The organism is Shewanella halotolerans (genome assembly GCF_019457535.1).
GTDB classification, from domain to species: domain Bacteria; phylum Pseudomonadota; class Gammaproteobacteria; order Enterobacterales; family Shewanellaceae; genus Shewanella; species Shewanella halotolerans.
The window spans coordinates 656,617-680,236 of record NZ_CP080417.1 but is presented as its reverse complement, the minus strand read 5'-3'; the positions used below and the strand labels follow the sequence as shown (position 1 = coordinate 680,236).

22 protein-coding genes are annotated in these 23,620 nt (G+C 55.6%); 9 read left to right on the top strand and 13 right to left on the bottom strand.

Annotation, left to right across the window (positions count from 1 at the left end; translation table 11 throughout):
- Window positions 1–9: 9 nt before the first annotated feature.
- Window positions 10–210 carry a YheV family putative zinc ribbon protein gene (locus tag K0H81_RS03095; protein ID WP_011864400.1) on the bottom strand — a complete coding sequence of 67 codons (201 nt, stop codon included), beginning with the start codon at window positions 208–210 and terminating at the stop codon, window positions 10–12.
- Window positions 211–384: 174 nt separating this feature from the next.
- Here K0H81_RS03095 and K0H81_RS03090 point away from each other — a divergent pair, with 174 nt between their 5' ends.
- Together K0H81_RS03090 and K0H81_RS03085 are read left to right on the top strand one after the other, a co-directional pair.
- Window positions 385–2,295 (top strand): ABC transporter ATP-binding protein, encoded by a 1,911-nt coding sequence (locus tag K0H81_RS03090; RefSeq protein WP_220059848.1) that lies wholly within the window; start codon window positions 385–387, stop codon window positions 2,293–2,295.
- Between the two features lie 67 nt (window positions 2,296–2,362).
- Window positions 2,363–2,812 carry a TIGR02444 family protein gene (locus tag K0H81_RS03085; protein ID WP_220059847.1) on the top strand — a complete coding sequence of 150 codons (450 nt, stop codon included), beginning with the start codon at window positions 2,363–2,365 and terminating at the stop codon, window positions 2,810–2,812.
- A 67-nt stretch (window positions 2,813–2,879) separates the two neighbouring features.
- On the opposite strand, the gene K0H81_RS03080 is transcribed toward K0H81_RS03085, so the two are convergent.
- Together K0H81_RS03080 and K0H81_RS03075 are read right to left on the bottom strand one after the other, a co-directional pair.
- Entirely contained in the window at window positions 2,880–4,469 is a 1,590-nt protein-coding gene (locus tag K0H81_RS03080; protein ID WP_220059846.1) for a GMC family oxidoreductase, read from the bottom strand.
- A gap of 135 nt (window positions 4,470–4,604) precedes the next feature.
- Entirely contained in the window at window positions 4,605–5,111 is a 507-nt protein-coding gene (locus K0H81_RS03075) for a twin-arginine translocation signal domain-containing protein (RefSeq protein ID WP_220059845.1), read from the bottom strand.
- Between the two features lie 134 nt (window positions 5,112–5,245).
- Here K0H81_RS03075 and K0H81_RS03070 point away from each other — a divergent pair, with 134 nt between their 5' ends.
- From K0H81_RS03070 to K0H81_RS03060, 3 genes are all read left to right on the top strand, one after another.
- Window positions 5,246–6,244 carry a hydrolase gene (locus tag K0H81_RS03070; RefSeq protein ID WP_144199705.1) on the top strand — a complete coding sequence of 333 codons (999 nt, stop codon included), beginning with the start codon at window positions 5,246–5,248 and terminating at the stop codon, window positions 6,242–6,244.
- A 2-nt stretch (window positions 6,245–6,246) separates the two neighbouring features.
- Window positions 6,247–6,510 (top strand): YheU family protein, encoded by a 264-nt coding sequence (locus K0H81_RS03065; RefSeq protein ID WP_144199707.1) that lies wholly within the window; start codon window positions 6,247–6,249, stop codon window positions 6,508–6,510.
- An 83-nt stretch (window positions 6,511–6,593) separates the two neighbouring features.
- Window positions 6,594–7,481: a phosphoribulokinase gene (locus tag K0H81_RS03060; RefSeq protein ID WP_144199709.1), complete on the top strand. Its 888-nt coding sequence runs from the start codon at window positions 6,594–6,596 to the stop codon at window positions 7,479–7,481.
- 352 nt (window positions 7,482–7,833) lie between these two features.
- Here K0H81_RS03060 and K0H81_RS03055 read toward each other — a convergent pair whose 3' ends face one another.
- Window positions 7,834–8,613, bottom strand: a complete 780-nt coding sequence (locus K0H81_RS03055; RefSeq protein WP_220059844.1) for a tetratricopeptide repeat protein — start codon at window positions 8,611–8,613, stop codon at window positions 7,834–7,836.
- 444 nt (window positions 8,614–9,057) lie between these two features.
- Here K0H81_RS03055 and crp point away from each other — a divergent pair, with 444 nt between their 5' ends.
- The 4 genes from crp (at window position 9,058) to K0H81_RS03035 (ending at window position 12,226) form a co-directional block, all read left to right on the top strand.
- Window positions 9,058–9,693, top strand: a complete 636-nt coding sequence (gene crp / locus K0H81_RS03050) for a cAMP-activated global transcriptional regulator CRP (protein ID WP_011864391.1) — start codon at window positions 9,058–9,060, stop codon at window positions 9,691–9,693.
- Between the two features lie 81 nt (window positions 9,694–9,774).
- Window positions 9,775–10,113, top strand: a complete 339-nt coding sequence (locus K0H81_RS03045; protein WP_220059843.1) for a PepSY domain-containing protein — start codon at window positions 9,775–9,777, stop codon at window positions 10,111–10,113.
- Window positions 10,114–10,223: 110 nt separating this feature from the next.
- Window positions 10,224–10,898 (top strand): response regulator, encoded by a 675-nt coding sequence (locus K0H81_RS03040; protein ID WP_011864389.1) that lies wholly within the window; start codon window positions 10,224–10,226, stop codon window positions 10,896–10,898.
- Window positions 10,895–12,226, top strand: a complete 1,332-nt coding sequence (locus K0H81_RS03035; protein ID WP_144199715.1) for an ATP-binding protein — start codon at window positions 10,895–10,897, stop codon at window positions 12,224–12,226. Before K0H81_RS03040 ends, K0H81_RS03035 begins: the two co-directional genes overlap by 4 nt.
- A gap of 159 nt (window positions 12,227–12,385) precedes the next feature.
- On the opposite strand, the gene K0H81_RS03030 is transcribed toward K0H81_RS03035, so the two are convergent.
- The 9 genes from K0H81_RS03030 to sspA form a co-directional block, all read right to left on the bottom strand.
- Window positions 12,386–13,186, bottom strand: coding sequence for a DUF1338 domain-containing protein (locus K0H81_RS03030; protein ID WP_011864387.1), 801 nt, complete (start codon window positions 13,184–13,186; stop codon window positions 12,386–12,388).
- A gap of 140 nt (window positions 13,187–13,326) precedes the next feature.
- Window positions 13,327–14,787 (bottom strand): succinylglutamate-semialdehyde dehydrogenase, encoded by a 1,461-nt coding sequence (astD, locus tag K0H81_RS03025; protein WP_041406340.1) that lies wholly within the window; start codon window positions 14,785–14,787, stop codon window positions 13,327–13,329.
- Window positions 14,788–14,796: 9 nt separating this feature from the next.
- Window positions 14,797–15,816, bottom strand: a complete 1,020-nt coding sequence (gene astA, locus K0H81_RS03020) for an arginine N-succinyltransferase (RefSeq protein ID WP_011864385.1) — start codon at window positions 15,814–15,816, stop codon at window positions 14,797–14,799.
- Window positions 15,817–15,952: 136 nt separating this feature from the next.
- A complete protein-coding gene (locus K0H81_RS03015) occupies window positions 15,953–17,170 on the bottom strand; it encodes an aspartate aminotransferase family protein (protein ID WP_011864384.1) in 1,218 nt (405 codons plus the stop codon).
- Between the two features lie 611 nt (window positions 17,171–17,781).
- Window positions 17,782–18,927 carry an HDOD domain-containing protein gene (locus tag K0H81_RS03010; RefSeq protein WP_220059842.1) on the bottom strand — a complete coding sequence of 382 codons (1,146 nt, stop codon included), beginning with the start codon at window positions 18,925–18,927 and terminating at the stop codon, window positions 17,782–17,784.
- A 110-nt stretch (window positions 18,928–19,037) separates the two neighbouring features.
- Window positions 19,038–21,524, bottom strand: a complete 2,487-nt coding sequence (locus tag K0H81_RS03005) for a S9 family peptidase (protein WP_220059841.1) — start codon at window positions 21,522–21,524, stop codon at window positions 19,038–19,040.
- Between the two features lie 170 nt (window positions 21,525–21,694).
- Entirely contained in the window at window positions 21,695–22,282 is a 588-nt protein-coding gene (locus tag K0H81_RS03000; protein WP_220059840.1) for an anthranilate synthase component II, read from the bottom strand.
- 192 nt (window positions 22,283–22,474) lie between these two features.
- Window positions 22,475–22,933: a ClpXP protease specificity-enhancing factor gene (locus tag K0H81_RS02995; RefSeq protein ID WP_220059839.1), complete on the bottom strand. Its 459-nt coding sequence runs from the start codon at window positions 22,931–22,933 to the stop codon at window positions 22,475–22,477.
- Between the two features lies 1 nt (window position 22,934).
- Window positions 22,935–23,564, bottom strand: coding sequence for a stringent starvation protein SspA (sspA, locus tag K0H81_RS02990; RefSeq protein WP_011864379.1), 630 nt, complete (start codon window positions 23,562–23,564; stop codon window positions 22,935–22,937).
- Between the last annotated feature and the right edge of the window lie 56 nt (window positions 23,565–23,620).

The window sequence follows — 23,620 nt, the reverse complement described above, 5'->3', positions numbered from 1 at the left end:
TAAATAGCGTTAGGGCTTAAACACCCCGATCACTGCGCCAGTGGCCTGCTTGGCCACCTCGGCCTCGGCCTGCTGCTCACGGTAATCGCACTCGACGCACTCGACCGTCTCGACACCCTGCTCCTTAAACAACACTATGCTGTCCTGGGCATGACACTTGGGGCACTTGGCACCGGCAACGAAACGCTTCTTGACTCTGACTCTACTCACGCTTGACTCAACCTGTTGGGATAAAAACTCTGTCGATGGGGCCATTTTGCCACAAGGTGCGGCAAAACACCCTATCGGATTCAAAATGTCCCGGCTAAAGAGTGGCAAGCGGCCCCCCAACTGGGCTATCATCCCAAGCCTATTAATCCTTAGCTATGCATCAAGTCGACCTCAATGATCACCATTACCCAAGCGCAACTTATTCGCGGCTCCAAGACCCTATTGGATGAAGCCTCTCTGACTGTCTATCCCGGCCACAAGGTGGGCCTGGTGGGTGCCAACGGCACGGGCAAGTCATCTCTGCTTGCGTTGATCATGGGACACCTCAGCCTGGATAAGGGTGAGATCAGCGTGCCTACGGGCTGGCAGATCGCCACAGTCGCCCAGGAGACCCCGGCGCTGGAGGTGAGCGCGCTGGAATATGTGATCGACGGCGACCGCGAATACCGCGAGCTGGAAGAGGCGCTGCACAAGGCACAGCTGGAGGATAACGGTCACCAGATCGCCCTGCTGCACGGCAAGATAGACGCCATTGGCGGCTACAGCATCCGCGCCCGCGCCGCCAGCCTGTTGGCAGGTCTGGGCTTTAGTGAGGCCGAGCAGCAAAATCCGGTGAAGAGCTTCTCGGGGGGATGGCGCATGCGTCTCAACCTGGCCCAGGCGCTGCTGTGCCGCTCCGAACTCCTGCTACTGGACGAACCCACCAACCACCTCGACTTGGACACCATGTACTGGCTAGAGAGCTGGATCAAGGCCTATCAGGGCACGCTGATCCTCATCAGCCACGACAGGGACTTTATCGACGCCATCGTCGACGAGATAGTGCATGTCGAGCACCATAAGCTCAACTACTACAAGGGCAACTACACCGCCTTCGAACGCATCCGCGCCGAACGCATGGCCCAGCAACAGGTAGCCTATGAGCGCCAACAGAAAGAGCGCGCCCATATGCAATCTTTCGTCGATCGCTTCCGCTACAAGGCCAGCAAGGCCAAGCAGGCCCAGAGCCGTCTCAAGGCGCTGGAGCGGATGACAGAGCTGCTGCCCTCCAAGGCCGACAGCCCCTTCTACATGGCGTTTCGCGCCCCCGAGGCCCTGCCCAACCCGTTGGTGAAAATGGAGCAAGTCTCAGTCGGCTATGGCGACAAGGCGATCCTCAACCATGTGCACCTGAACCTGGTGCCAGGTGCCCGCATCGGCCTGCTTGGTCGTAACGGCGCGGGTAAATCGACGCTTATTAAGCTGCTGGCCGAACAACTCAAGCCCATGAGTGGCCTGTATGAGCCAAATCCCGGCCTCAATATCGGTTACTTCGCCCAGCATCAGCTGGAGTTTCTGCGCCTGGATGAGTCGCCGCTACAGCACCTGACGCGACTCGCCCCAAACAACAGGGAACAGGAGCTGAGGGACTTCCTCGGCGGCTACGGCTTTAATGGCGACATGGCCCTGTCACCGGTACGTCCCTTCTCCGGCGGTGAGAAGGCCCGTCTGGTGCTGGCGCTACTGGTGTGGCAACGCCCTAACCTCTTGCTGCTCGATGAGCCCACCAACCACCTGGATCTCGAGATGCGTCACGCCCTGACCATGGCGCTGCAATCCTTCGAGGGTGCCATGATCATAGTCTCCCACGATAGACACTTGCTGCGCCTGAGCTGTAGCGACTACTACCTGGTGGATGGCGGAGAGGTGAAGAGCTTCGACGGCGACCTGGACGACTATCATCAGTGGCTGCTGGACGCCGCCAAGGAGGCTAACAAGCCTTCCGCCCAGGATGATGCGACACCGGCCCAGGACAAGAAGCTGCAGAAACGACTGGAAGCTGAGCTGAGACAGAAACTGTCACCGCTGAAGAAGGCGCAGGCCAAGCTTGAGAAGATCCAACAAGATTGCAGCGACAAGCTGGCCGAGCTGGAAAACCTGCTGGCCGACACCAGCCTGTATGAGGCCGACAACAAGGCCAAACTCACCCAGATCCTGGCCGAGCGGACCCAGCATACCCAACAGCTTGAAGAGAGCGAGATGGAGTGGCTCGAGTTGCAAGAGAACATAGAGGCCATAGAGCAAGAGGCCAAGCTGCAGGGCTAACCATCTTGGCTAAGCCTCTAGCTCGACCACTACCAAAGGGAAAACCTAAGCGATACAAGGATGAAGTATGAGCCATGTAAATCATTTTGACGCCAGCCTGTGGCAGACCTGCGACAGCCTCTACGAGAAGGGGCAGTTGCTCTACCTCAAGCTGCAAGATGAATACGGGCTCAACGTCAATCTCCTGCTGCTGGCCCAGTGGCTCGACGAGCAGCACTACTACCTGAGCGACCAGGATTGGCGCCAGCTCAGCGAGCAGGTCGAGGCCTGGGAGCAGAAGGTGCTCAAGCCCTACCGCAGGCTGAGAAAGCTGAGCAAACACAACCTGGCCGAGGCCGAGTATCGCCAGATGCTAGAGGTGGAACTCATGCTGGAGCGCAAATCCCAGGGGATGATACTGCGCCAGCTAAGACAGCTTCCCAATGAGCAGGGCCAGGCGAATCTGCCCCGCTATCTCGGCCTGTTTCAGATAGAGATAGACAAGTACCACCAGCTGGCACAGACGCTGATCCGCTAAGGCCTAAGAACCAAATCCAAATCCAAGCCCAAATCTCAATTTCAAATCCAAGCACGAGCCCAGCTATTTATGCTCCACCTAGCTCTTCGGCCAACAGGCTGGCGTTGCGGGCGGTAATGCCGTAGATGGAGAGCTGAGGATTAGCTCCGAGACTGGTGGGGAACAGCGAGCCGTCCATCACCGACAGATTTTCCAGATAATGGCTGCGCCCCCGGCTATCTACCATGGCCATCTGCTTATCTTCGCCCAGCGGGCAGCCGCCCATCACATGGGCCGACGCCACCACTGTCTTGAAGGGGGCCAGGGTCATATCGGCGATAGCCTCCTTGGCCGCCTGCCAGCTCGGCAGAAAGGGCATCCCCTCGCTCATGGGCAACACCTTCTGCGCCCCGGCGGCAAACTGCAGCTCGGCCATGCTGGCAAAGGCGCGGCGGGCGGCTCGCCAGAAGGCGTCGGTCAGTGGATAATCCAGGGTATAGCCCTTGTCTGTCAGCTGCACCTGGCCACCCGGGCTGTCCGCATGATAGCCGTCTCGCATCAGAGCAATTGTCACCTGTAGCTGATTAAACTGGGCCATCAGCTCGGCGTGACTCTGACCATATCCCAGAGATTTCGAGGCAATTAACACGGGGTGGATGGGCGGCACCTCCAGCTTATAGCCCAGCTCGCCATCAGCGCCATCTTGCCAGACAAACTGATCCGAATAGATGGATTGTGGCGCACCGCTATGGCCATTGATGGCGTCGTTAAACAGGGCGCCACTGAGCACGGTCGGGTGCAGGAAGGTGCGCTTACCCAGCAGCTTTTGCGGATCCGGCAGGCGGGAGCGCATCATCAGGGCCGGCGTATGGATGGCACCGGCGCTGAGGATAAAGTGCTTGGCCTTTAACATCAGCTGCACACCACTGGGGCGCAGTGACTCGGTTAACGTCTGGGCCTTGAGGGCGTACACCTTGTCGTTATGGTGTTCTATCTTGCTCACCTTGGCGCGGCTCACCAGAGTCGCGCCGCGATCCAGCGCCGCAGGTATCGTGGTGACCAGCATAGACTGCTTGGCGTTGACCGGGCAGCCCATGCCGCAGTAGCCAGTGTTCCAGCAGCCGGCCACGTTGCGTTTGATGACGGTATAGTCCCAGCCCAATGCCTCACAACCCTGCTTGATCGCCATGTTGTTGCGGTTGGGCTCGAAGGGCCACTCGGTAATGCTCAGCCGCTGCTCCATCTTCTCGAACCAGGGCGTTAGCGCCTCCCTGGAGAGGCCTTCGACCGACTTATGCTCGGCCCAGAACGCCAGGGCATTTTCCGGGGTGCGAATCGAGGTAGTCCAGTTGATGGTGGTGGAGCCGCCGACGGCGCGTCCCTGAAAGATGCCGATCGCCTTGTCCTTGGTCTTCATCGAGGCGGCCTGCTGATAGAGGTTGGGGTAGGCGCGCCTTTCTTCCATGTTGAAGCTCTCGGACGATTTCAGTGGCCCACCTTCGACGATAATCACAGACAGCCCAGCCTCGGTCATGATCTCGGCCGCCACGCCACCACCGGCGCCGCTGCCGACAATCACCACGTCGGCCTCAAGGGTTTGGTCTTGGGTCAGTTGACTGGCATCTATATGTTTCCAGCCGTTTGCAAGGCCGGTCACTATGGGATCTTCGATGGCCAATGGCGCTCCTTTGCCCCGTTATCGGGGTCTGTATTTATCTATCCGAGGCTAGTCGCTCGGCTTCTCTTAGGCTCAAGTTTTTACTAACTCAAGATCTTAGGACTTAAGCTCTCAAGCTCTCAACAATTTAAGCGCTCAATTAAACAGCCGTGGCTTCTCGTAATTTAGTCGTGTCCAATGCTCGGGGCAGCTGTAATAGCTTGCCAGCACCAGCTCTCGCAGCCCTTGATAGGCGGTGACCATAAGGTCGAGAAAACTCGTTCGCCAGGCCTCCAGCATGGCCGCCAGCTCCTGGGGCTGACGCATCAGCAAGGGGGTCATGTTACCGGTAAGCAGTAGCAGTCCCAGGCGCGACTCAAGCAGCTCCAGCAGTTGCTCGAGCTCGTCTCGAGATTCCTCGGGTAGCAGATCCATGGTCGCCACTATGGCATCTAGGGTGCGGTTTTGCGCCGCCACGCGCAGCGACTGGGTATGGGGTAAGGCGCCGTCTAGAAACACGGGCACCAGCAGGCTAAACAGCAGACGATGGGACTGATCCAGGGATGCACTCACCCTCACCTGCGGCGGATGATACAGGTTTACTCCCAGTGCCAGGGCGCCGGTCCCCACCAGGGCCGTGGTCAAAAAGGTGCGTCGATTCATCTTATTCCCTGCGCTCTGTGAATAGCGATATTCCATGACTCTCCTTCGACAACAAGGAGCGACTCGAATCTATGTTACACTAGCTAGATAACTAACAATTAAACATATGTTTTAATTTTCGGCAACAGCGATTTATGACCCAGCGTACCTTCACGCCCCCCTGGTGGGCAAGAAATCCCCATGTGCAAACTATCCTGCCTGTGCTGACTAAGGTGAACAAGCCAGCCCTCACTCGCCAGCGCCTGGAACTGGATGATGGCGACTTTATCGATCTCGACTGGCTGGCTAAACCCACACAAGCTGGGCCCACACAGGCTGAGCCCACACAAATTGAACCGATAGTCGTGTTAGTGCATGGACTAGAGGGCAGCGCCGACTCTCACTATGCCAGACGTCTGCTCACTCTGCTGGGCGAGCACAAGGTTGCCGCCTTGGTGCATCATCATCGCAGCTGTTCTGGCGTGACCAATCGTCTCGCCCGCAGCTATCACAGCGGCGATACGCAGGACCTGCACACCACACTCAGCCAGCTGCGAAGGGACTATCCCGACTCGCCTCTGCTGGCGGTGGGTTACAGCCTGGGCGGTAATGTGCTGACCAAATATATGGGCGAGCATGGCAGTGACAGCCTGGTGGATCGCGCCGTGGTGATCTCGGCGCCGCTGCAGCTCGGCGCCTGCGCCAAACGCCTCAGACACGGCTTCTCCAAGATCTACCAGAGCTATCTCATCAAGCAGCTACAGCAGAAGGTGCGCGACAAGCTGGCCCTGCCAGATCTGAGCGCCCAGATGCCGGTGACCCAGGCCGAGGTAGAGAGTCTGACCACCTTTCATCTGTTCGACGACAGAGTCACCGCGCCGCTGCACGGCTTCAATGGCGTCGAAGACTATTATCGGCGCGCCAGCGGTCTGCCCTACCTGAGTCAGGTGGCTAAGCCGACCCTGGTGATCCACGCCAAGGACGATCCCTTCATGACAGATGAGGTGATCCCGACTCAGGAGGCGCTCTCGCCCCAGGTCACCTACGAGCTGCACCAACAGGGGGGTCACGTCGGCTTTATCGACGGCGGTCATCCCCTCAAGCCCAGATATTATCTGGAGCAGCGCATCGTCCATTTTCTGCTGGAGGCTTAACCATGCTGGTCCCTTATCAATCCCTGCTGCAACTGCCGAGCGAGACCCTGGATAATCTGATTAAGGAGTTTCTCTTCACCCAGACCGAGGATGGCAGCTTCGCCAGCCTGGATGGCGAGGCCTTGGCCCGCGCCATCAAACAGTGCCGTCAGGCGTTGGCCCTCAGCGAACTTGTGGTCGAATACAGCGAAGAGGATGAATCTATCGCCATTCGCCACCGGCAAGATACCCTGACACAACAGATCCAAGATGACGGGCCCTGTTGACCTTTAGGTTATCCGTGCCGTATAACTATTGGTTCACAATTGCCCGTTATCGGGCATCAGCTTAGCGCTATTTAGGTAAAAGAATGTCAGCTAAACACCCCATTATTGCCGTAACCGGCTCCTCTGGAGCGGGCACCACGACGACCACGACAGCATTTAGCCATATCTTCCGTCAGTTGGGGATCAATGCCGCGATGATCGAGGGCGACAGCTTTCACCACTACACGCGTCCCGAGATGGAACTGAAGATCCGCCAGGCGCAGAACGAGAACCGCAACATCAGTTATTTTGGTCCCGAGGCCAACGATTTTGGCAAACTGGAGCAGTGCTTTAGCGCCTATAGCGCCACAGGTCAGGGCGAGACCCGCTCCTACCTGCACACCTTCGACGAGGCCGTCCCTTTCAACCAGATGCCTGGCACCTTCACCCAGTGGCGACCGCTGCCGGAAAACACGGATATGCTCTATTACGAAGGCTTACATGGCGGCGTGGTGACCGACGACTGCGACGTGGCCCAGCACGTGGACCTGCTGATCGGCATGGTGCCCATAGTTAACCTGGAGTGGATCCAGAAGATCATCCGCGATACCTCGGACAGAGGCCACAGCCGCGAGAAGGTGATGGGCTCTATCGTGCGCAGCATGGAAGACTATATTAACCATATGACGCCGCAGTTCTCCCGCACCCATATCAACTTCCAACGGGTCCCTACGGTAGACACCTCTAACCCCTTCAGCGCCAAGACCATCCCCAGCCTGGATGAGAGCTTCGTGGTGATCCGTTTTCGCGGCATCAAGAACGTCGACTTCCCCTATTATCTGAAGATGATCGATGGCTCCTTCATGTCCCGCATCAACACCCTGGTGGTGCCCGGCGGCAAGATGTCGCTGGCGATGGAGCTGATCCTCACGCCGCTGATTCGGGATCTGCTGGAGAAGCGTCAACACCTGTTGGATCTGGATAGCGAATAAATTATCACCGCTCGCGCCAGCTTCAGTCAGAGATAGATTCGCTTAAGCTTTATTTAAGTCTGCTCACATACAATGCTGGCTATCGGGATTTCAGGCGAAAGACTGATAGTTAGTATACTCTTGGGAGTGAATTCCCCCATCTTGATCTGTTTGCTTCCTCGAGTATGCTAGCGTCCCGACACCTCATCTTGCACGCCACTCTGCATTAATTTCCCTGCGTTACCTTCCTAACCATTTCAAGCTTAAAGATTTCAAGACTCATGCTTCGAGCATAAAGCGTTCAGGCATAAAAAAACGCCGACCCGAGTCGACGTCTTAATCTTTAGGAAACCGGTATTTACTGGCGTAAAAGCTACTGTGACAGCGGTACCACTTCACGATAGGGCTTCTGTTGGCGATAGTTTTCCAACCTTAATTCAAATTCATCTGACTTATCGAACTCGGCCGTCTGCTTGAGCGCCTTAATCGCCTGCTTCTGCAGATCCACCGCCGAGCTGTAATCGCCAATCTCGGCATAGGCTGCCGCCAGGTTATCCAAGTTGGTCGGGTCTTGTTTGTTGGCCTCGACCAGCCCCTTGCCTATGGCCAGGGCCTTACCGCCGTCACGATACTTGGCCTCTGGACAGGTAGAGAGGATCCACACAACGTTGCCCAGGGAGATCTCATCGCCCACCGCCATGAAGTTATCGACCGCCTTACCACAGTTGCGCGCCACACCGTTACCGCCGGCGGCATAGATGAAGCCTAAACGGAATTGGGCCCACTTGTCCTGCTCGCTCGCCAGGCTCAGATACCAACGTTCGGCCAGGGCCAGATCGCGAGGAATGATCTTACCGTCGAAGGCCAGATCCGCTATGGTCTGAGCCGCCTTCTTGTGGCCTGTCTCGGCGGCGCGTTCGACCCAGCTGGCACCCAGCTGAGGATCCGGACTAACAAAACGGCCGGAGAGATACATCAAACCGAGAAGAAATTGCGCCTCAGACTCGCCTTGGCTGGCTTTTAGCTGAATATGGGCCAACTTACTGGCTGGCGCCGCCGCTTCGGTGGCGGGCACAGAAAATGCCAGGGCAGGCTGCTGCACGGCAAACAGGGCCAGTAGGCCTGCGGCCAATTTCCAAACATGCTTTGTCACGATTCAGAACTCTCCTTCACCAGTTCGTGTCATCTAGGGAGACGACACGAAATAGCCACAACTTTGAGCTGCCCAGGCCCGAATAATATTCGGCGGCGCAGAGACTAACACTATCAATAATCCCCCCGCCAAGTCGAGTAAAAACCGTGTTTTACTGCATGAAAATCACAGGTGTTATCTCCTGGGCGGACAATAAGCACCTAGGCAGATGTGATATGGGCAACATTGTCGGCCAAATAAACTGGCCCGATTACGGTATTAGTTGACATATATTACTAATGTATCAAAATGAACTCCCACTATTGACAGCAAAGTAAATTACGTTACCGGCTGCATACTTATTGCAATAATTTGATCTCTGACGAGGTTTTTTGGCCTTAATTGACGTAATCTGCTTATTTAGCATATTCTTGTATTTACATTAATCAGTCGAGGAACATAGGCATGGCTCTGATTGGTAAGCCTAAACCTGATCCAACGTTGGAATGGTTTTTATCACACTGTCACATTCATAAGTACCCAGCCAAAAGCACTCTGATCCATGCGGGTGAAGACTCTGACACGCTGTACTACATAGTGAAGGGTTCTGTTGCCGTCTTGATTAAAGATGAAGAAGGCAAAGAGATGATCCTCTCTTACCTGAACCAAGGTGACTTCATCGGTGAATTGGGTCTGTTTGAAGAGCAAGCCGAGCGTACCGCTTGGGTTCGTGCCAAGCAAGCCTGTGAAATCGCTGAGATCTCTTACAAGAAATTTAAGCAGCTGATCCAGGTTAACCCTGAGATCCTGATGAAGCTCTCTTCTCAGATGGCTTACCGTCTGCAAAGCACCAGCCAGAAAGTGGGCGACCTTGCCTTCCTGGACGTTGCCGGTCGCATCGCACAGACGCTACTGCACCTGGCTAAGCAACCAGACGCCATGACCCATCCAGACGGCATGCAGATCAAGATCACTCGCCAAGAGATTGGTCAGATCGTGGGTTGTTCTCGCGAAACCGTGGGCCGTATCCTCAAGATGCTTGAAGAGCAGAATCTGATCCAAGCACACGGCAAAACTATCGTGGTTTACGGTACCCGCTAAGCTAGCATTAAGTTAGATTTAATGGATCTTAGTTAAAGTGGCCTGACTCCTTAGTCAGGCCATTTTTTTAGGACAGCCTCAGTGAAACCGACCGCCGTTATCAGCACCTTACTGCTTAGTGTCTGCTCACTGCTCAGTCCTGCCGCGACCGCCGTTATCGAACTGGAGCACAACCAGGCCCAAGAGCTGGTCAGCGAAGGCAAAATCCTCTCTCTCGATCTCACCCTCAGCCAGGTACAGGGCTACTGCGATGGCAAACTGGTGGACGCCCACCTGTTTCATGCCCAGGGCCACTGGCGCTACGATCTGCAGATCAAATTGGCCAATGGCGAGCTGATCTCCCTGGATATCGACGCCACCACCGGCCGTCACAGCGCCAACAAGCCCCTGCCCCAGGCCTGCGTACCGCACAAAAACTAGCGCCGAAATATCCGCTTAGGGTGAAAAAGTGTATTATCAATTCAGGTCGATGCGACTCGGCCGCCTTCATGTAGACAGAAGCGCCTGCCGCGCTAAGGTAGAGAAAAACGATGAAATTGCTGCTGGTTGAAGACAACACCCTACTGGTCGATGAGCTTGCCAAACAGCTGAAGCAGGCCGGCTATGTCACAGATGTCACCGACAGAGCCGCCGAAGCCGACTACCTGATCAAAGAAACCCATTATGATTGTGTCATCCTGGATATCGGCCTGCCCGACGGCAACGGCCTGCAGCTGCTGGAGACCTGGCGTAACCAGGGCATAGACACGCCGGTGATCATGCTCACCGCCCGTAGTCAATGGCACGAGAAGGTCGAAGGCTTCAACGCCGGTGCCGACGATTACCTGGGTAAGCCCTTCCACAGCCAAGAGCTGCTGGCGCGCATTCACGCCCTGATCAATCGTGCCCACGGCAAGACCAACAGCCCCACCAAGGAGCTGAGCTTCGAGGGAGTCACCCTGGACGAGAGCCAGCAGAGCGTCACCGTTGGCGAGCAGCAGTTCGAACTCACCGCCATGGAGTTTCGCCTGCTGAAGATCTTCCTCATGTCGCCCAAGAAACTGCTCTCCAAGGCGCAACTGACCGACAAGCTGTATCAGTTTGACGACGAGAAGGAGAGTAACGTGGTGGAGGTCTATGTGACCCACCTGCGTAAGAAGCTGGGTAAGACGGCCATCGAGACCCGCAGGGGACAGGGCTACATCTTCCACGGCCTCAAGCCATGATATCGATCCGCACTAAGCTCAGCCTCTGGCTGTCGGCCTTAGTCATCATCTCCACCTTCGTGGCGATCGTCATCTTCGAGTCCATGTTGCGCCAGGCGTTTCACGACTCGATCATCGACCGCCTCGAAGAGGATTTAGAGCAGGTGTTACTGGCGATTCAGTTCGACAACGGCGACATCAGCATAGACCCCAACCAGGTCTCCAACTTCTACAAGCCCGTCTACTCAGGGCGCTACTACCAACTCAACCTCAAAGATATCGAGCTGAGATCCCGCTCCCTGTGGGATCAACGCCTGGAGATAGAACCTCTCTCCAAGGGCCAAACCCGGGTATGGCAGACCAAGGGGCCACAGAATCACGATATTCAGCTTCTCTCCCTGGGGCTGAGCAGCGCCGATGCCAAGGTACAGGCGACGCTCACGGTCGCCCAGGATCTCAGTATCGGCCGCCAGGTATTCTCCCAAGTCTATGGTACTAAGCTGTCGGTCAACCTGGCCATGCTGCTTGCCATGGTAGCGGGAATCTTCATTCTGCTAAGGCAATCCTTCAAACCGATCAACGACATGCAGCGGGCGCTGATGAAGCTCAGAGAGGGGGAGATCACCGCGCTGGACACCAGCAAGATCCCACCAGAGCTGGCGCCCTTGGCACAGACCTATAACGAATTGTTGCAATACTCGAGCAAGCAGATGGAGCGCAGCCGCAACAACCTGGGCAACCTCAGCCATGGCCTCAAGACACCGCTGGCGGTGATGCAGCAGCAGGTTGAGGTGCTGGGACTAAAAGATCCCGAGGCCGCCAGCGCCATGCAGAGCCAGCTGGATCAGATCCACAAGATGATAGAGCGCAAGTTGGCGGCGGCACGAATTACCGGCGACATGCTGCCCGCGGCGCAGATGCAGCTACCCAAAGATCTACAGGATCTGGCCCAGACCCTCACTAAGGTTCACGGCCACAAGGCGATCGCCTGCGAGTTTAGCCTGGACGAGGGCTTAAGCCGCCTGCCTATTCACCGCGAAGATGGCATGGAGCTTATCGGCAACCTGCTGGACAACGCCTTCAAGTGGGCTGACAGCAAAGTGGCGGTGTCGACGACGCAAGCCGACGAGCAGATCTTACTGACCATAGAAGATGATGGCCCGGGGGTCGCCGACGAGGCCCTCAGCCTGCTGACCCAGAGGGGCAAGCGCCTGGACGAGGCGATCATGGGCCATGGCCTTGGGCTCTCTATCGTCAAGGATATTGCCGAGCAATATGAGATAAGCCTAGCCTTCGAGCACAGCCAGCAGCTGGGCGGACTGAAGATCACCCTTGGCTTTAAAGGATAAATTTTAAGGGATAGGCTCTAAAGGATACGTTTTAAGGGATAGGCTTTAAGGGATAGGCTTTAAGGGATAGCTTTCGAGACCCTGTTAAAACAACCCATTGGCCCACAAAAAAGCCGATGCAGTGCATCGGCTTTTTACTGTCTGAGATTCACCCCAGGATTAACCTGCGTTGTTGGTGCTCTCGAAGATCTTATCCGCAGAGGCCGCCACGAAGCCTGTGTAAAGCTCGCCGTCAGCCTTAGGGTAGCGCAAGGCAAACTCGTAGAAACAGCTTGGAATCGTCTTCTGGACGTCTTTAAAGGCCACATTGACCTTGTCGGCCATGGTCGATGACTGCTCTAGCAAGACATCAGCCGACCCTTTTACCTCGCCGCCGACACTGTTCAGTACGAAATCACCCTGCTTCAGGGTCTCGTTCACCTCTAAGATAGTGTTGTATCCAGGTAGGTGGTTGATCGACACGGTAAAGTGGTTTGCGCGGTAACCGAAGGCCGCTACCCACGCCGCGTACTCGCTCTCGGCCAGTAGCTGCTCGTAGGTCGCGTAGTCCAGCTCCCAGTGACGGCCAGAGTAGAGGAAGTTATCCGCGGTAGTCGCGGCTTCATCCACCTGCTCTACCAGGCCATGAACTATGGCTTGCAGCTCAGGGCTGAAGGCTTCGACCATCAGCTCAGAGATAAACACCTTAGGCTGAGTTGGATCCGGATGCTCGAAGTGCTTGGCCTTAAGCTTCTTAGCTTCGAAGTCGTAGTCGCCACAGGCCACATAGCCCAGAGACTCGAAATGCTTCGCCAGAACGCTCAGATTCACCTTGGCAATGTTGAAAGTACGTAGGGCGATATGATCGTTGATGATGGTCTCACCCTTGGCCAATAGCTGGTGTACCTTGGCGGCTGAGGGGGTCATTTCAACATAGTCGTCCCATAGGGCGGCAAATAGCTGGTTTACATCGGTATGCATCAATTTCTTCCTTAACATCATCGTGTTACCGGTCGTTATCGCGCCGGTTTGTTTGTTTTCACGATATAAGTACAACGAGATTTTTCGTGTACGCCTATAAAAATGGGAGCAGACAAGACGCCCACTCCCATGCTTGTTTACTAAAGGGTCAGACCCGGACTCAGGCTGGCAGGCATGGCCAGGGCATCGGCCTCGACCGAAGCGACCGGATAGGCACAGTAGTCGGCGGCATAGAAGGCGCTCGCCCTGTGGTTACCCGAGGCGCCAACACCACCAAAAGGTGCCGAACCTGATGCGCCTGTGATCTGCTTGTTCCAGTTGACGATACCCGCACGAATACGCGCCAGGAAGTAGTCGTAGTCTTCGCGGCTGTCCGCCAGGATACCGGCAGAGAGGCCATAGCGGGTGTCGTTCGCCAGCTTGATCGCCTCGTCGAAGTCTGTGTAGCGCACCACCTGCAGCAGTGGGCCGAAGTACTCTTCGTCTGGCAGCTCGATCACCTGAGTCACATCGATAAGACCGGGTGATACCAGGCCGGTACCGGCTTCCAGATGCTTAAGCTCAACCAGCGGTGTACCGCCCAGGTTGATCAGGTTACGCTGAGCTTCCACCATGCCTTTGGCTGCGGCCTCAGAGATCATAGAGCCCATGAATGGCTGTGGCTGCGCGTTCCAAGGACCTACCTTGATCTGCTTAACCGCCTCGGCCAGCTTAGCCAGCAGGGCATCGCCTTCGGCGCCCTTCTCCACATAGAGACGACGGGCACAGGTGCAGCGTTGACCCGATGAGATATAGGCCGACTGAATGATGTCGTGAACCGCCGCCAGGGTGTCTTTAACGCCCTTGATGATCAGCGGGTTGTTGCCGCCCATCTCCAGCGCCAGGATCTTACCCGGATGACCCGCGTATTGCTGGTGCAGGATGTGGCCGGTGCGAGAGCTACCGGTGAAGAAGAGGCCGTCGATCTGCGGATGTGACGCCAGCGCCTTGCCGGTTTCCACTTCGCCTTGAACCAGGTTGATCACGCCAGCCGGCAGACCCGCCTTCTCCCACAGCTTGAGCATCAGCTCGGCCGTCTTAGGGGTGAGTTCAGATGGCTTGAACACAACTGTGTTACCCGCAAGCAGTGCTGGGACGATATGACCGTTCGGCAGGTGGCCCGGGAAGTTGTAGGGACCAAATACCGCCACCACGCCGTGTGGCTTGTGACGCAGCACGGCGCGGCCGGCAGGGGTGTCGTTTTCTGAGGTGCCGGTACGCTTATGGTAAGCAGCTACCGACAGGCCGATCTTGCCGATCATAGCCCCCGCTTCGGTGGCGGTTTCCCACTGTGGCTTACCGGTTTCCTGAGCGATCACCTCGGCGATATCGCCCTTGTGAGCCTCGAGCTGGTCGCGATAGGCTTCGACAATCGCCAGGCGGGCATCGAAGCCCAGCATGAACCAGTCGAACTGAGCGGCACGCGCCGCCTCTACTGCTGCGTTAACCTGCTCTGGGGTCGCCGTCTTGCTTTCCCAGATCACTTCTTGATTTGCTGGGTTCTTCGAGACCACGTCGTGTCCCAGACCGGCAACCCACTGGCCGTTAATAAATTGACTCATCATATATTCCTACATTGCCAAGACACGGATCTGTTCACCTTCTGCCACCAGCAGCGCACCGGCGAGCTCGGGTGACAGGATCACCTCGTCGGTTTCATCGCTGACCATCAAGTTGGCCGAGGTGGCGCGGTAACCCGCTAACAAAGTATTTGAGATAATAAAACTGCTGCTCGAGACAGGCATCTCGCCCACCTTGACCGTCAACAGACGGCTCTCTCTCACCGACCGAATGTCGTTAAGATTACACTCGACCGTTGGACCGCCGTCGAAGATATCCACATAGCCACGGCATCTAAAGCCCTCTGCCTGCAGCAGGTTGAGTGCGGGACGAGTGTTGGTGTGCACCTCGCCGATCACCTTCTGCGCCTCTTCGGGCAGCAGACAGACATAGACGCTGTTTTTCGGCATCATCTCGGCCATGAAGGCCTTCTGGCCCAGGCCCGATAGGTAGTCGGCCTGCACGAAGTCGATGCCGAGAAAGTTCTTCTGCAACCAGCCGTAGAAAGGCGAGTTGCCCTCGGCGTCGCTCTCACCGCGCATCTCGGCGATCACTGTGTCGCCGAAGCGTTCGGCGTGCTGTGCCAGGAACAGGAAACGGCTGCGAGACAGCATGCGCCCGTTGTTGTTCTTACGGTAGGTGTCACGCAGAAACAGGGTACATAGCTCGGCGGCGCCCGTGTAGTCGTGACACAGGGTCAGGGTTTCCACCTCGTTGCGCACGTCGATCTGCTCTGAATAGTAGACCTCTGTGCCCAGACGGTAGTGGTAAAACGCATCGACCATGCCGACCGCGGCCTCGAGTCCACAGGTACCGACCACTTCGCCAGTCTCTGTGTCTTCCAGTACCATAAGATAGCCTTCATCGAACGGCTTCTCGATCTCTTTAACAAACGAGGCCTCAACGCGGGCAATCTTATTTCTTAATAGTTCTTCATTGACGGGTAAAGACGTGAATCCATGACCTGACTCGATGGCGATCTGATACAAAGCATCGAAATCGCTCGATCGTATTGGGCGGATAATTAACATCTTCGGGTCTCCTCACTTGTCCTTGTCGTTCAAACGCAGACAGCCTTAACAATTAAGACCTATGTGCCACGCTTGAGGTTCAAGGTTTTCTCTCAGACAAAAAAGCGCGGTTGTTATGCCGCGCTTATGCTGTCGCTTAGCCAGCTACAACCTTGGCTACTGCACGTTCGAAACGAGCAAGACCCTCGGCGATATCGGCCTCAGGGATAACAAGAGAAGGAGTAAAGCGGATCACGTTTGGACCAGCTATCAGGCACATCAGGCCTTCGCTGGTACCGGCAACCAAGAAATCTTTCGAACGACCCTGGTACTGCTCGTTGAGCACGGCGCCCAGCAGCAGGCCTTGACCGCGAACCTCGGTGAACACATGGTACTTTTCGTTGATCTGGTTCAGACCATCACGTAGCAGCTGCTCGCGACGTTTAACACCATCGAGCACCTCAGGCGTGTTCACTACGTCCAGTACCGCATTACCGATTGCACAGGCCAATGGGTTACCGCCGTAGGTTGAACCATGGGTACCAATCTTAAGGTGAGAGGCGATCTCAGTGGTCGTCAACATGGCCGCGATAGGGAAACCACCACCCAGCGCCTTGGCTGTGGTAAGGATGTCAGGCGTCACTTCGGTGCGCATGTAGGCGTATAGCTCGCCAAGACGGCCCACACCAGTCTGAACTTCATCGAAGATCACCAGGGCGTTGTGCTTATCTGCCAGGGCACGTACTGCGCGCAGGAACTCAGGATCGGCGTCTATGATGCCGCCTTCGCCCTGCAGTGGCTCGAGCATGATGGCACAGGTCTTGTCAGACACTTCGGCTTCCAGCGCCGCGATGTCGTTAAATGGTAGGTGGGTAATAGACTGTGGCTTAGGACCGAAACCGTCTGAATAGGCCGCCTGGCCACCCACGCTCACGGTGAAGAAGGTACGACCGTGGAAGGCCTTGTCGAAGGCGATGATCTGATCCTTCTCGGCGCCAAACTTGTCCAGGGCGTAACGACGGGCCAGCTTAAGGGCCGCTTCGTTGGCTTCTGCACCTGAGTTCGCGAAATAAACCTTCTCGGCGAAGGTCGCCTCAACCAGCTTGGTGGCCAGTGCCAGTGCAGGCTCGTTGGTCATCACGTTGGCCAGGTGCCAGATCTTCTCGCCCTGCTCTTTCAGTGCGCCCACTAGCGCAGGATGACAATGACCAAGACAGTTCACCGCGATACCACCGGCGAAGTCAACAAACTCGTTGCCTTCCTGGTCCCAAACACGGCTACCCTCACCACGGACAGGGATCACAGCCGAAGGTGCATAATTAGGCACCATTACTTCATCAAACTGGGCTCGGGTTAGCTTATGGTTCACGCTCATTCTACTCATCCTTTCAATGTTGCCGAAGGCTTCAATCGCCTGTCGTACCCGTCTTTTTCCGAAAAGTGACGCCTATCGGTGACGGTTATTTTGTTATCTAGGGGGACATTAATAGCGAAAACGTGATCAAAATACCAGTTCCTCCAGTCGAGCCTTCTTAGCATGTGCATAACAAATGCATAAAGATTTGAGCTTAAAGGTTATACAAGCGTTTATAACCTAGGCTTGAGCATAAATAGTCAGAAAAAAGTTTATCGACCCAAAATTCAACTAATAATGTAATTTTTATGAATATATAGTCACATTTTGACGTGGCGTGGATAGTAAAACATTTCCACAGCAAATAACACTAAAAAGCATCAGTAAAACAGTTCATTCTCACTGCCCTGTTGTACACCGCCGTTTCCACTCTTTATTAGTTGAATGCGAGTGCCCTGACAGACGCGGCCAGCAAGGTGAATGATGTCATCACTATCAATGGGATACGTAGCGAAGGATAAGGACAAGACGCCACTGTTAAGCTGAGTTTTGGGCGCCTTGGGAGAAACCGCGCTTTACGGACTAAGGGCTAACGCGAAGCGCTATAGGTCGGTACGCGAAGCGCTAGAACTCTAATAAAGGTCTAGCTTGCGGTAGTTCTGCCCCTTGAGGCGGATCTGCTCCTGCTCCGAGAGCTGATAATAGTCGAACATCATCTGCTTCTCTTTGGGCGAGATCAGCCGCATCTCATCTAGCATCAACACCTTGGCATAACAGCTGGCCCGGGCGACCAGAGCCGCCTCAGTCGACAACTCGCTATAGCTAAGACAGGTGTCCAGCTCCCTCTGGGTCTGGGTCAGTCCGCTGGCAGAGAAGTCCAGCAGCTCAGGCAGGCGCCAGTTGAGAGTATGGGCATGTTGCAGCACCTGCAGGTAGATATCCTCGGCGGGAAACTCGGTGGCCAGCACGGCGTCATGCAGCTCCTTGTCACGGCTGGCACTGGCCTCCCTGAGCCAGTTGCCCCAGATGCTCTCGTAGACCTTGGCGCCATTTTTCAGCACCACTGAGACCCCCAGCTGATAGAGCAGGCTGCTGGTGTAGGCGGTGGCCATGTCCTGCTCGTTTAGCTGCGCCAGCGCCTTGGCGGCGATGCCGGTAACCATGGCATAGCGCCACAGCTTACGTGTGGTCCACAAGAGATTGGCATGCCCGGTTGGCAGCCAGTTGCGCAGACAGTAATAGGGAATCAGCAGCCTGAGGTTTTCGACGCCGATGAAGTTGAGCACCAGCTTTATCTCGGTGACCTTCACGTCCGAGCGCTGTTGGCGCTTGTGACGAAACGAAGGACTGTTGACCATGTTGGTGAGATCCCGCGCCAGCCAGGGCAGATCGGCTATAAGCAGGCGCAACCGGCTCAGATCCAGGTTCTTCTGCTGTAGCAGCTCCAGCATCAACATCTGACTCTGATTGATGCCGGCATGCTGAATCAAGAGTTCGGGAGACGCCAGTTGATTGTCCAGGGTACTGTTGACCGTAGTGATCAGCTGCTTAGAGACCGCCTCGTACACCTGCCGTGCCTGGATCTGCTTAGAGAGGCGCTCGAACACGGCATCGCGCTCGATGGCGAGCTTATTGGCATCGCTTTCCAGTTCACGGTCTAAGTCATCAAACATGGAGGCCGCGGCCTTCTGCTTACCCACGATGATCTGTTTCAGAAGCCTGTGTTCGATATCTATGATGATGCCCGGACGGACACCACCGGCAATGGACTTTGCCACCTAAGCCGTTCTCCTCAGCTAATTGAGCGCATTAGGCTTATATTACACCAAATCACGCACTTGGCAGATCCCCTTGCAATAAAAAGGGCCTCGAATGAGGCCCTGGTCGGTTATTTAAGCTCTTGCTCGAACAACTTGAAGATGCGGCGGTATTCATCTAGCCAGCTCGAAGGCTGACGGAAGCCGTGGGGCTCGACCGGATAGATGGCGGTCTCAAACATAGGCTTCTCCAGCTCGATCAGGCGCTGCACCAGACGCACGCTGTCTTGGAAGAAGACGTTATCGTCCAGCACACCACTCATCACCAACAACGGCTTCTGCAGTCCCTGTGCGTGCTCGATAGGCGAGCTGCGCTCATAGGCGATAGCATCCACATCCGGTGTGTTGAGAATGTTAGAGGTGTATGGCGCGTTGTAGTGCGCCCAGTCACTCACGGGGCGCAGCGCCGCACCGGCTTGGAACAGCTCGGGCTCGGTAAACAGCGCCATGAAGGTGAGGAAGCCACCGTAAGAGCCACCATAGGTGCCCACACGCTTAACATCCACATGGGTATTGGCCACCATCCAGTTAACGCCGTCCTTCAGATCTTCCACCTCTGGATGGCCCATGTTGCGATAGATCGCCGTGCGCCAATCGCGGCCATAACCTTTAGAGCCACGGTAGTCCATGTCCATTACCACATAACCCTGTTGAGTCAGCAGATTGTGGAACATAAACTCGCGGAAGTAGCCGGAGAAACCATAGTGGGCATTTTGCAGATAACCCGCGCCATGGTTGAAGATCACCGCAGGGTATTTCTCGGCCCGCGCCTTATCAAAGCCCTGTGGCAGATAGACTCTGGCATAAACATCGCCGGCGCCATGGGTAGATGGCACCTTAACCACCTCAGGGGCCTGCCAAGCATATTGCTTGAAGGCATCCGAGGTGTAGTGGGTCAGCTGCTTAAGTTCACCACCGATCGCCTGCACGTAGAGTTCGCTCGGCTGAGTACGACGAGAGGCCTTGAGCAGCAGCTTGCTGCCATCTGGGCTCAGGCTGTAATCCAGCTGGCCATCCCACTGGGTGAGCTGCTCGCTCTGGCCATCGGCAATGTTGACGCGATAGACGTTGTCTATGCCTGGATGGTCTTTGTTGGCCTTGTAGTAGATATACTCGGCCTTGGGGCCTAGGGTGATATCGCTGACCACATACTTACCCTGGGTCAAGGCCTGTGGCTTAGCGCCGCTCGCCTTGAGGTAGAGGTGGGAATAGCCTGTCTCTTCCGAGAGGTAATAGAGGGTATCGCTCTGTGGCAACCAGCCGAACTGGTTGAAGTTGTAGTTAACCCAGGCATCGTCATGCAGTCTGTGCTCAGTCTTCAATGAGCCCGACTTGAGGTTGAGGGTGGCAATCCATCTGTCTTTGTTGTCCACCGCCTCGAGCATGATGGCGACCTTGTTGTCCTTGGCCTGCCACTGCATGGCACTCTGGGTCCAGCCCCAGTCCTGCATCAGCTGCACCTTACGCGGCGACTTCTCGCTCTTATAGGTCTCGCCCTTGGCTTTGGCATTTTCAGCCTTCACCGAGGCCAGCACGTCTTCATCGAAGCCTGTCAGGCCTTCGATGGTGATGTCACGCTTCTCATGCTGCTCGAGATCCAAAAGCACCAGACGCTCGCCGGGATACTTATCTTCGGCCACACGCGCCCTGGCAGGTACAGCATCCACATAACCCAGGCTGCCCAAATAGTTAGGCATGATGTCATGCTCGGCGCGCCAGCTGTAATTCTTGTCCACCAGTGACAGCAGCAGGTAGCGACCATCCGGTGACAGGCTCATCTGGGAAACTGTCTCCTCGTCGCCCAGATACCAGGTCTTGGCCGTCATGGTAGGATCTTGCTTGGCCAGCTCCGCCTGATATTGCTCTTTCTCTTTCGCCTGGTTCTGCTTGAGGGCGACATATTCAATCAGTCTATGCTGCTGCTTGGCGATATAACTGCTAGGCGCCTCGACCCCTTTGGGCTGCTTGGCCATCTTGATGTTGGCGATCTGTTCATACAGGCCACTGTCGCCGTGGATACGGAACACCTGCTCACCCTGCCAGTAGGCGATATCGCCATTGGTGAGGAAACGCACCCCATCCACCTTAGTGTTTTGACGGGTCAGCTGCGACACCTTGCCGCTGAGCAGATCTTTAACGAACAGGTTGCCCTGATAAATATAGGCCTTGCGGCTGCGAGCCTCGTCCATCACGCCATACTGCTGATCCGCCTGATGCAGAGCATCGAGCGCTAGCTTGGCGGCCTCACCCGAGACGAGTGGCTGTTGATAGTAGTCCAGTAGCGGCGATTGATGGGCCTGACGGGCAAAGTAAACCGACTGGCTGTCGTCACTCCAATATTCGCCCTTAGCCAGGATCCCCATCCAATCTGGATTGGCCATGATCTGTTTGAGGGTCAGAGGCTGATCCACACTTGGCGGCTTAGCTAACGCCACCTGAGTGCTTGCCTGAGTCGTTACCTGAGTCTGTTGAGTATCGCTTGAAGGGGTGACTGCACAGCCCCCCAAGATGGTGAGGGTCAAAATGCTGAGACCAAATCCACGAAACGCGCCCGTCATCGTCCTTCCTTATTATTTATGTCGCCGAGGCTAAGGCCCCAGCCTTGTTATTTTGCCGCCTTTTATATCACAAAATGAGTGTGGGACGAGGATGTGGGCGGGATAAAACTTGTAACAGTTTGAAAAAGAATGGGCCTAATTCGCTCATGGCGCTGGACTCAAGCACCGTTTTATTTACCGGAAGGAATGCTCTGCTTGACGAAATTTGCCAGCAGTTCGAGTCCCTGCTCGGTGAGGATAGATTCGGGATGAAACTGCACGCCAAACAGGCCAAGCTCGGGCCTGCTCATGGCCATGATCTCCCTGCCGTGAACCGGGTCGTCGAACCAGGCATCCAGGGTAAAGTCCTTGGGCAACTGCTCGACCAGAAGGGAGTGATAACGGGTGACGGTGAGCGGCTGATTCAGCCCAACAAACAGGCCTTTGCCTGTATGAGCGATGGCGCTGGTCTTGCCATGCATCACCTGCTTGGCGCGTACCACCTTTGCCCCAAATGCTTGGGCAATCGCCTGATGACCAAGACAGACCCCCAATATGGGCAGCTTACCGGCGAAGGCCTTAATGGCCTCAAGGGAGATACCGGCCTCGTTAGGCGAACAGGGACCCGGTGAGATCACCAGCCTGCTCGGCGCTAGTTCCTGGATGTCGGCGAGGCTAAATTCATCGTTGCGCCTGACGACAATCTCCTCCCCCAGCTGCTGAAAATACTGCACCAGGTTGAAGGTAAAGGAGTCGTAATTGTCGATCATCAGGATCATGGATAGAGTGCCCGTGTAAATTTGGGGTGAGTTGCGCCACATTTTTCTGGCGCAGATGCTAACACAGAGTCCAGGCAGGATCATCCATTCTACTGATGCCTTGGGCTTACCTCCTGCTATGCCCCCACGCATGCCTGTCTTTTCTCGGGCACAAAAAAACCAGCCTAAGCTGGTTTTTCTAATTCGCGCCGGTTATTTCACCAGGGTGAGATGACCGCGACGTTTCGGCTTGTCCTTCTCGGCAGAAGCCTCGGCCACAGCCGGTTCTTCCGACTTAGGCTCATCGACCACAGAAAGGCCCAGATCGCGGGCATCGGCCTCGAGCTGATAGGCTTCTTCCTGATCGAACACGGTTCCTGCGCCATTTTCTCTGGCGTAGATGGCGACGATAGAGGCCATAGGCAGTACCACCTGTTGCGGTACACCGCCGAAGCGGGCATTAAACTCGATGAAGTCATGACCTATCTGCAAATTACCCACGGCACTGGCGGTAATATTAAGCACTATCTGTCCATCTTTCACATACTGCTGCGGTACTTGGGTACCGGGCACATAAGCGTCGACCACCACATGAGGGGTCAGCTCGTTATCCATGAGCCAGTCGTAATAGGCCTGTAACAGGTAAGGACGGTTAGGGGTCATAGGTTTCATCTTAGATACCCATGCGCATTTCGCGCTCAGCCTCGGTCAAAGACGCCTTGAATGAGTCACGGTCGAACAGACGTGTCATGTAGGCTTTAACTTCTTTGGCGGTACGGCTGTCCAGCTCGATGCCCAGTACAGGCAGACGCCACAACAGTGGGCCCAGGTAGCAGTCGGCCAGACCAAACTCTTCGGCCATGAAGTAAGGCATCTCGTTAAAGATAGGGGCGATAGAGGTCAGGCTCTCCTGAAGCTCTTTACGCGCCTCATCGGCACGGTCACCCTTACGGATACGATCGACCAGACTATACCAGTCGTTTTCGATACGGTGCATCATCAGACGAGTCTGACCACGAGAAACCGGGTAGACAGGCATCAGAGGTGGATGCGGGAAACGCTCATCCAGGTATTCCATGATGATGCGTGAGTTATAAAGCACCAACTCACGGTCAACCAAAGTTGGCACTGTGTTGTATGGGTTTAGCTCAATAAGATCTTCAGGCATATCGCTAGGATCCACCTGCAGAACATCGACAGTCACTCCCTTTTCCGCCAAGACGATACGGACTTGATGGCTATAGAGATCGTCGGCGCCTGAAAACAGGGTCATGATTGAGCGTTTATTGGCAGCAACAGCCATTGATACCCTCCAAGATTTAAATATGAAAGCTAAAAAAGCAAAAACAAACGAGGGGC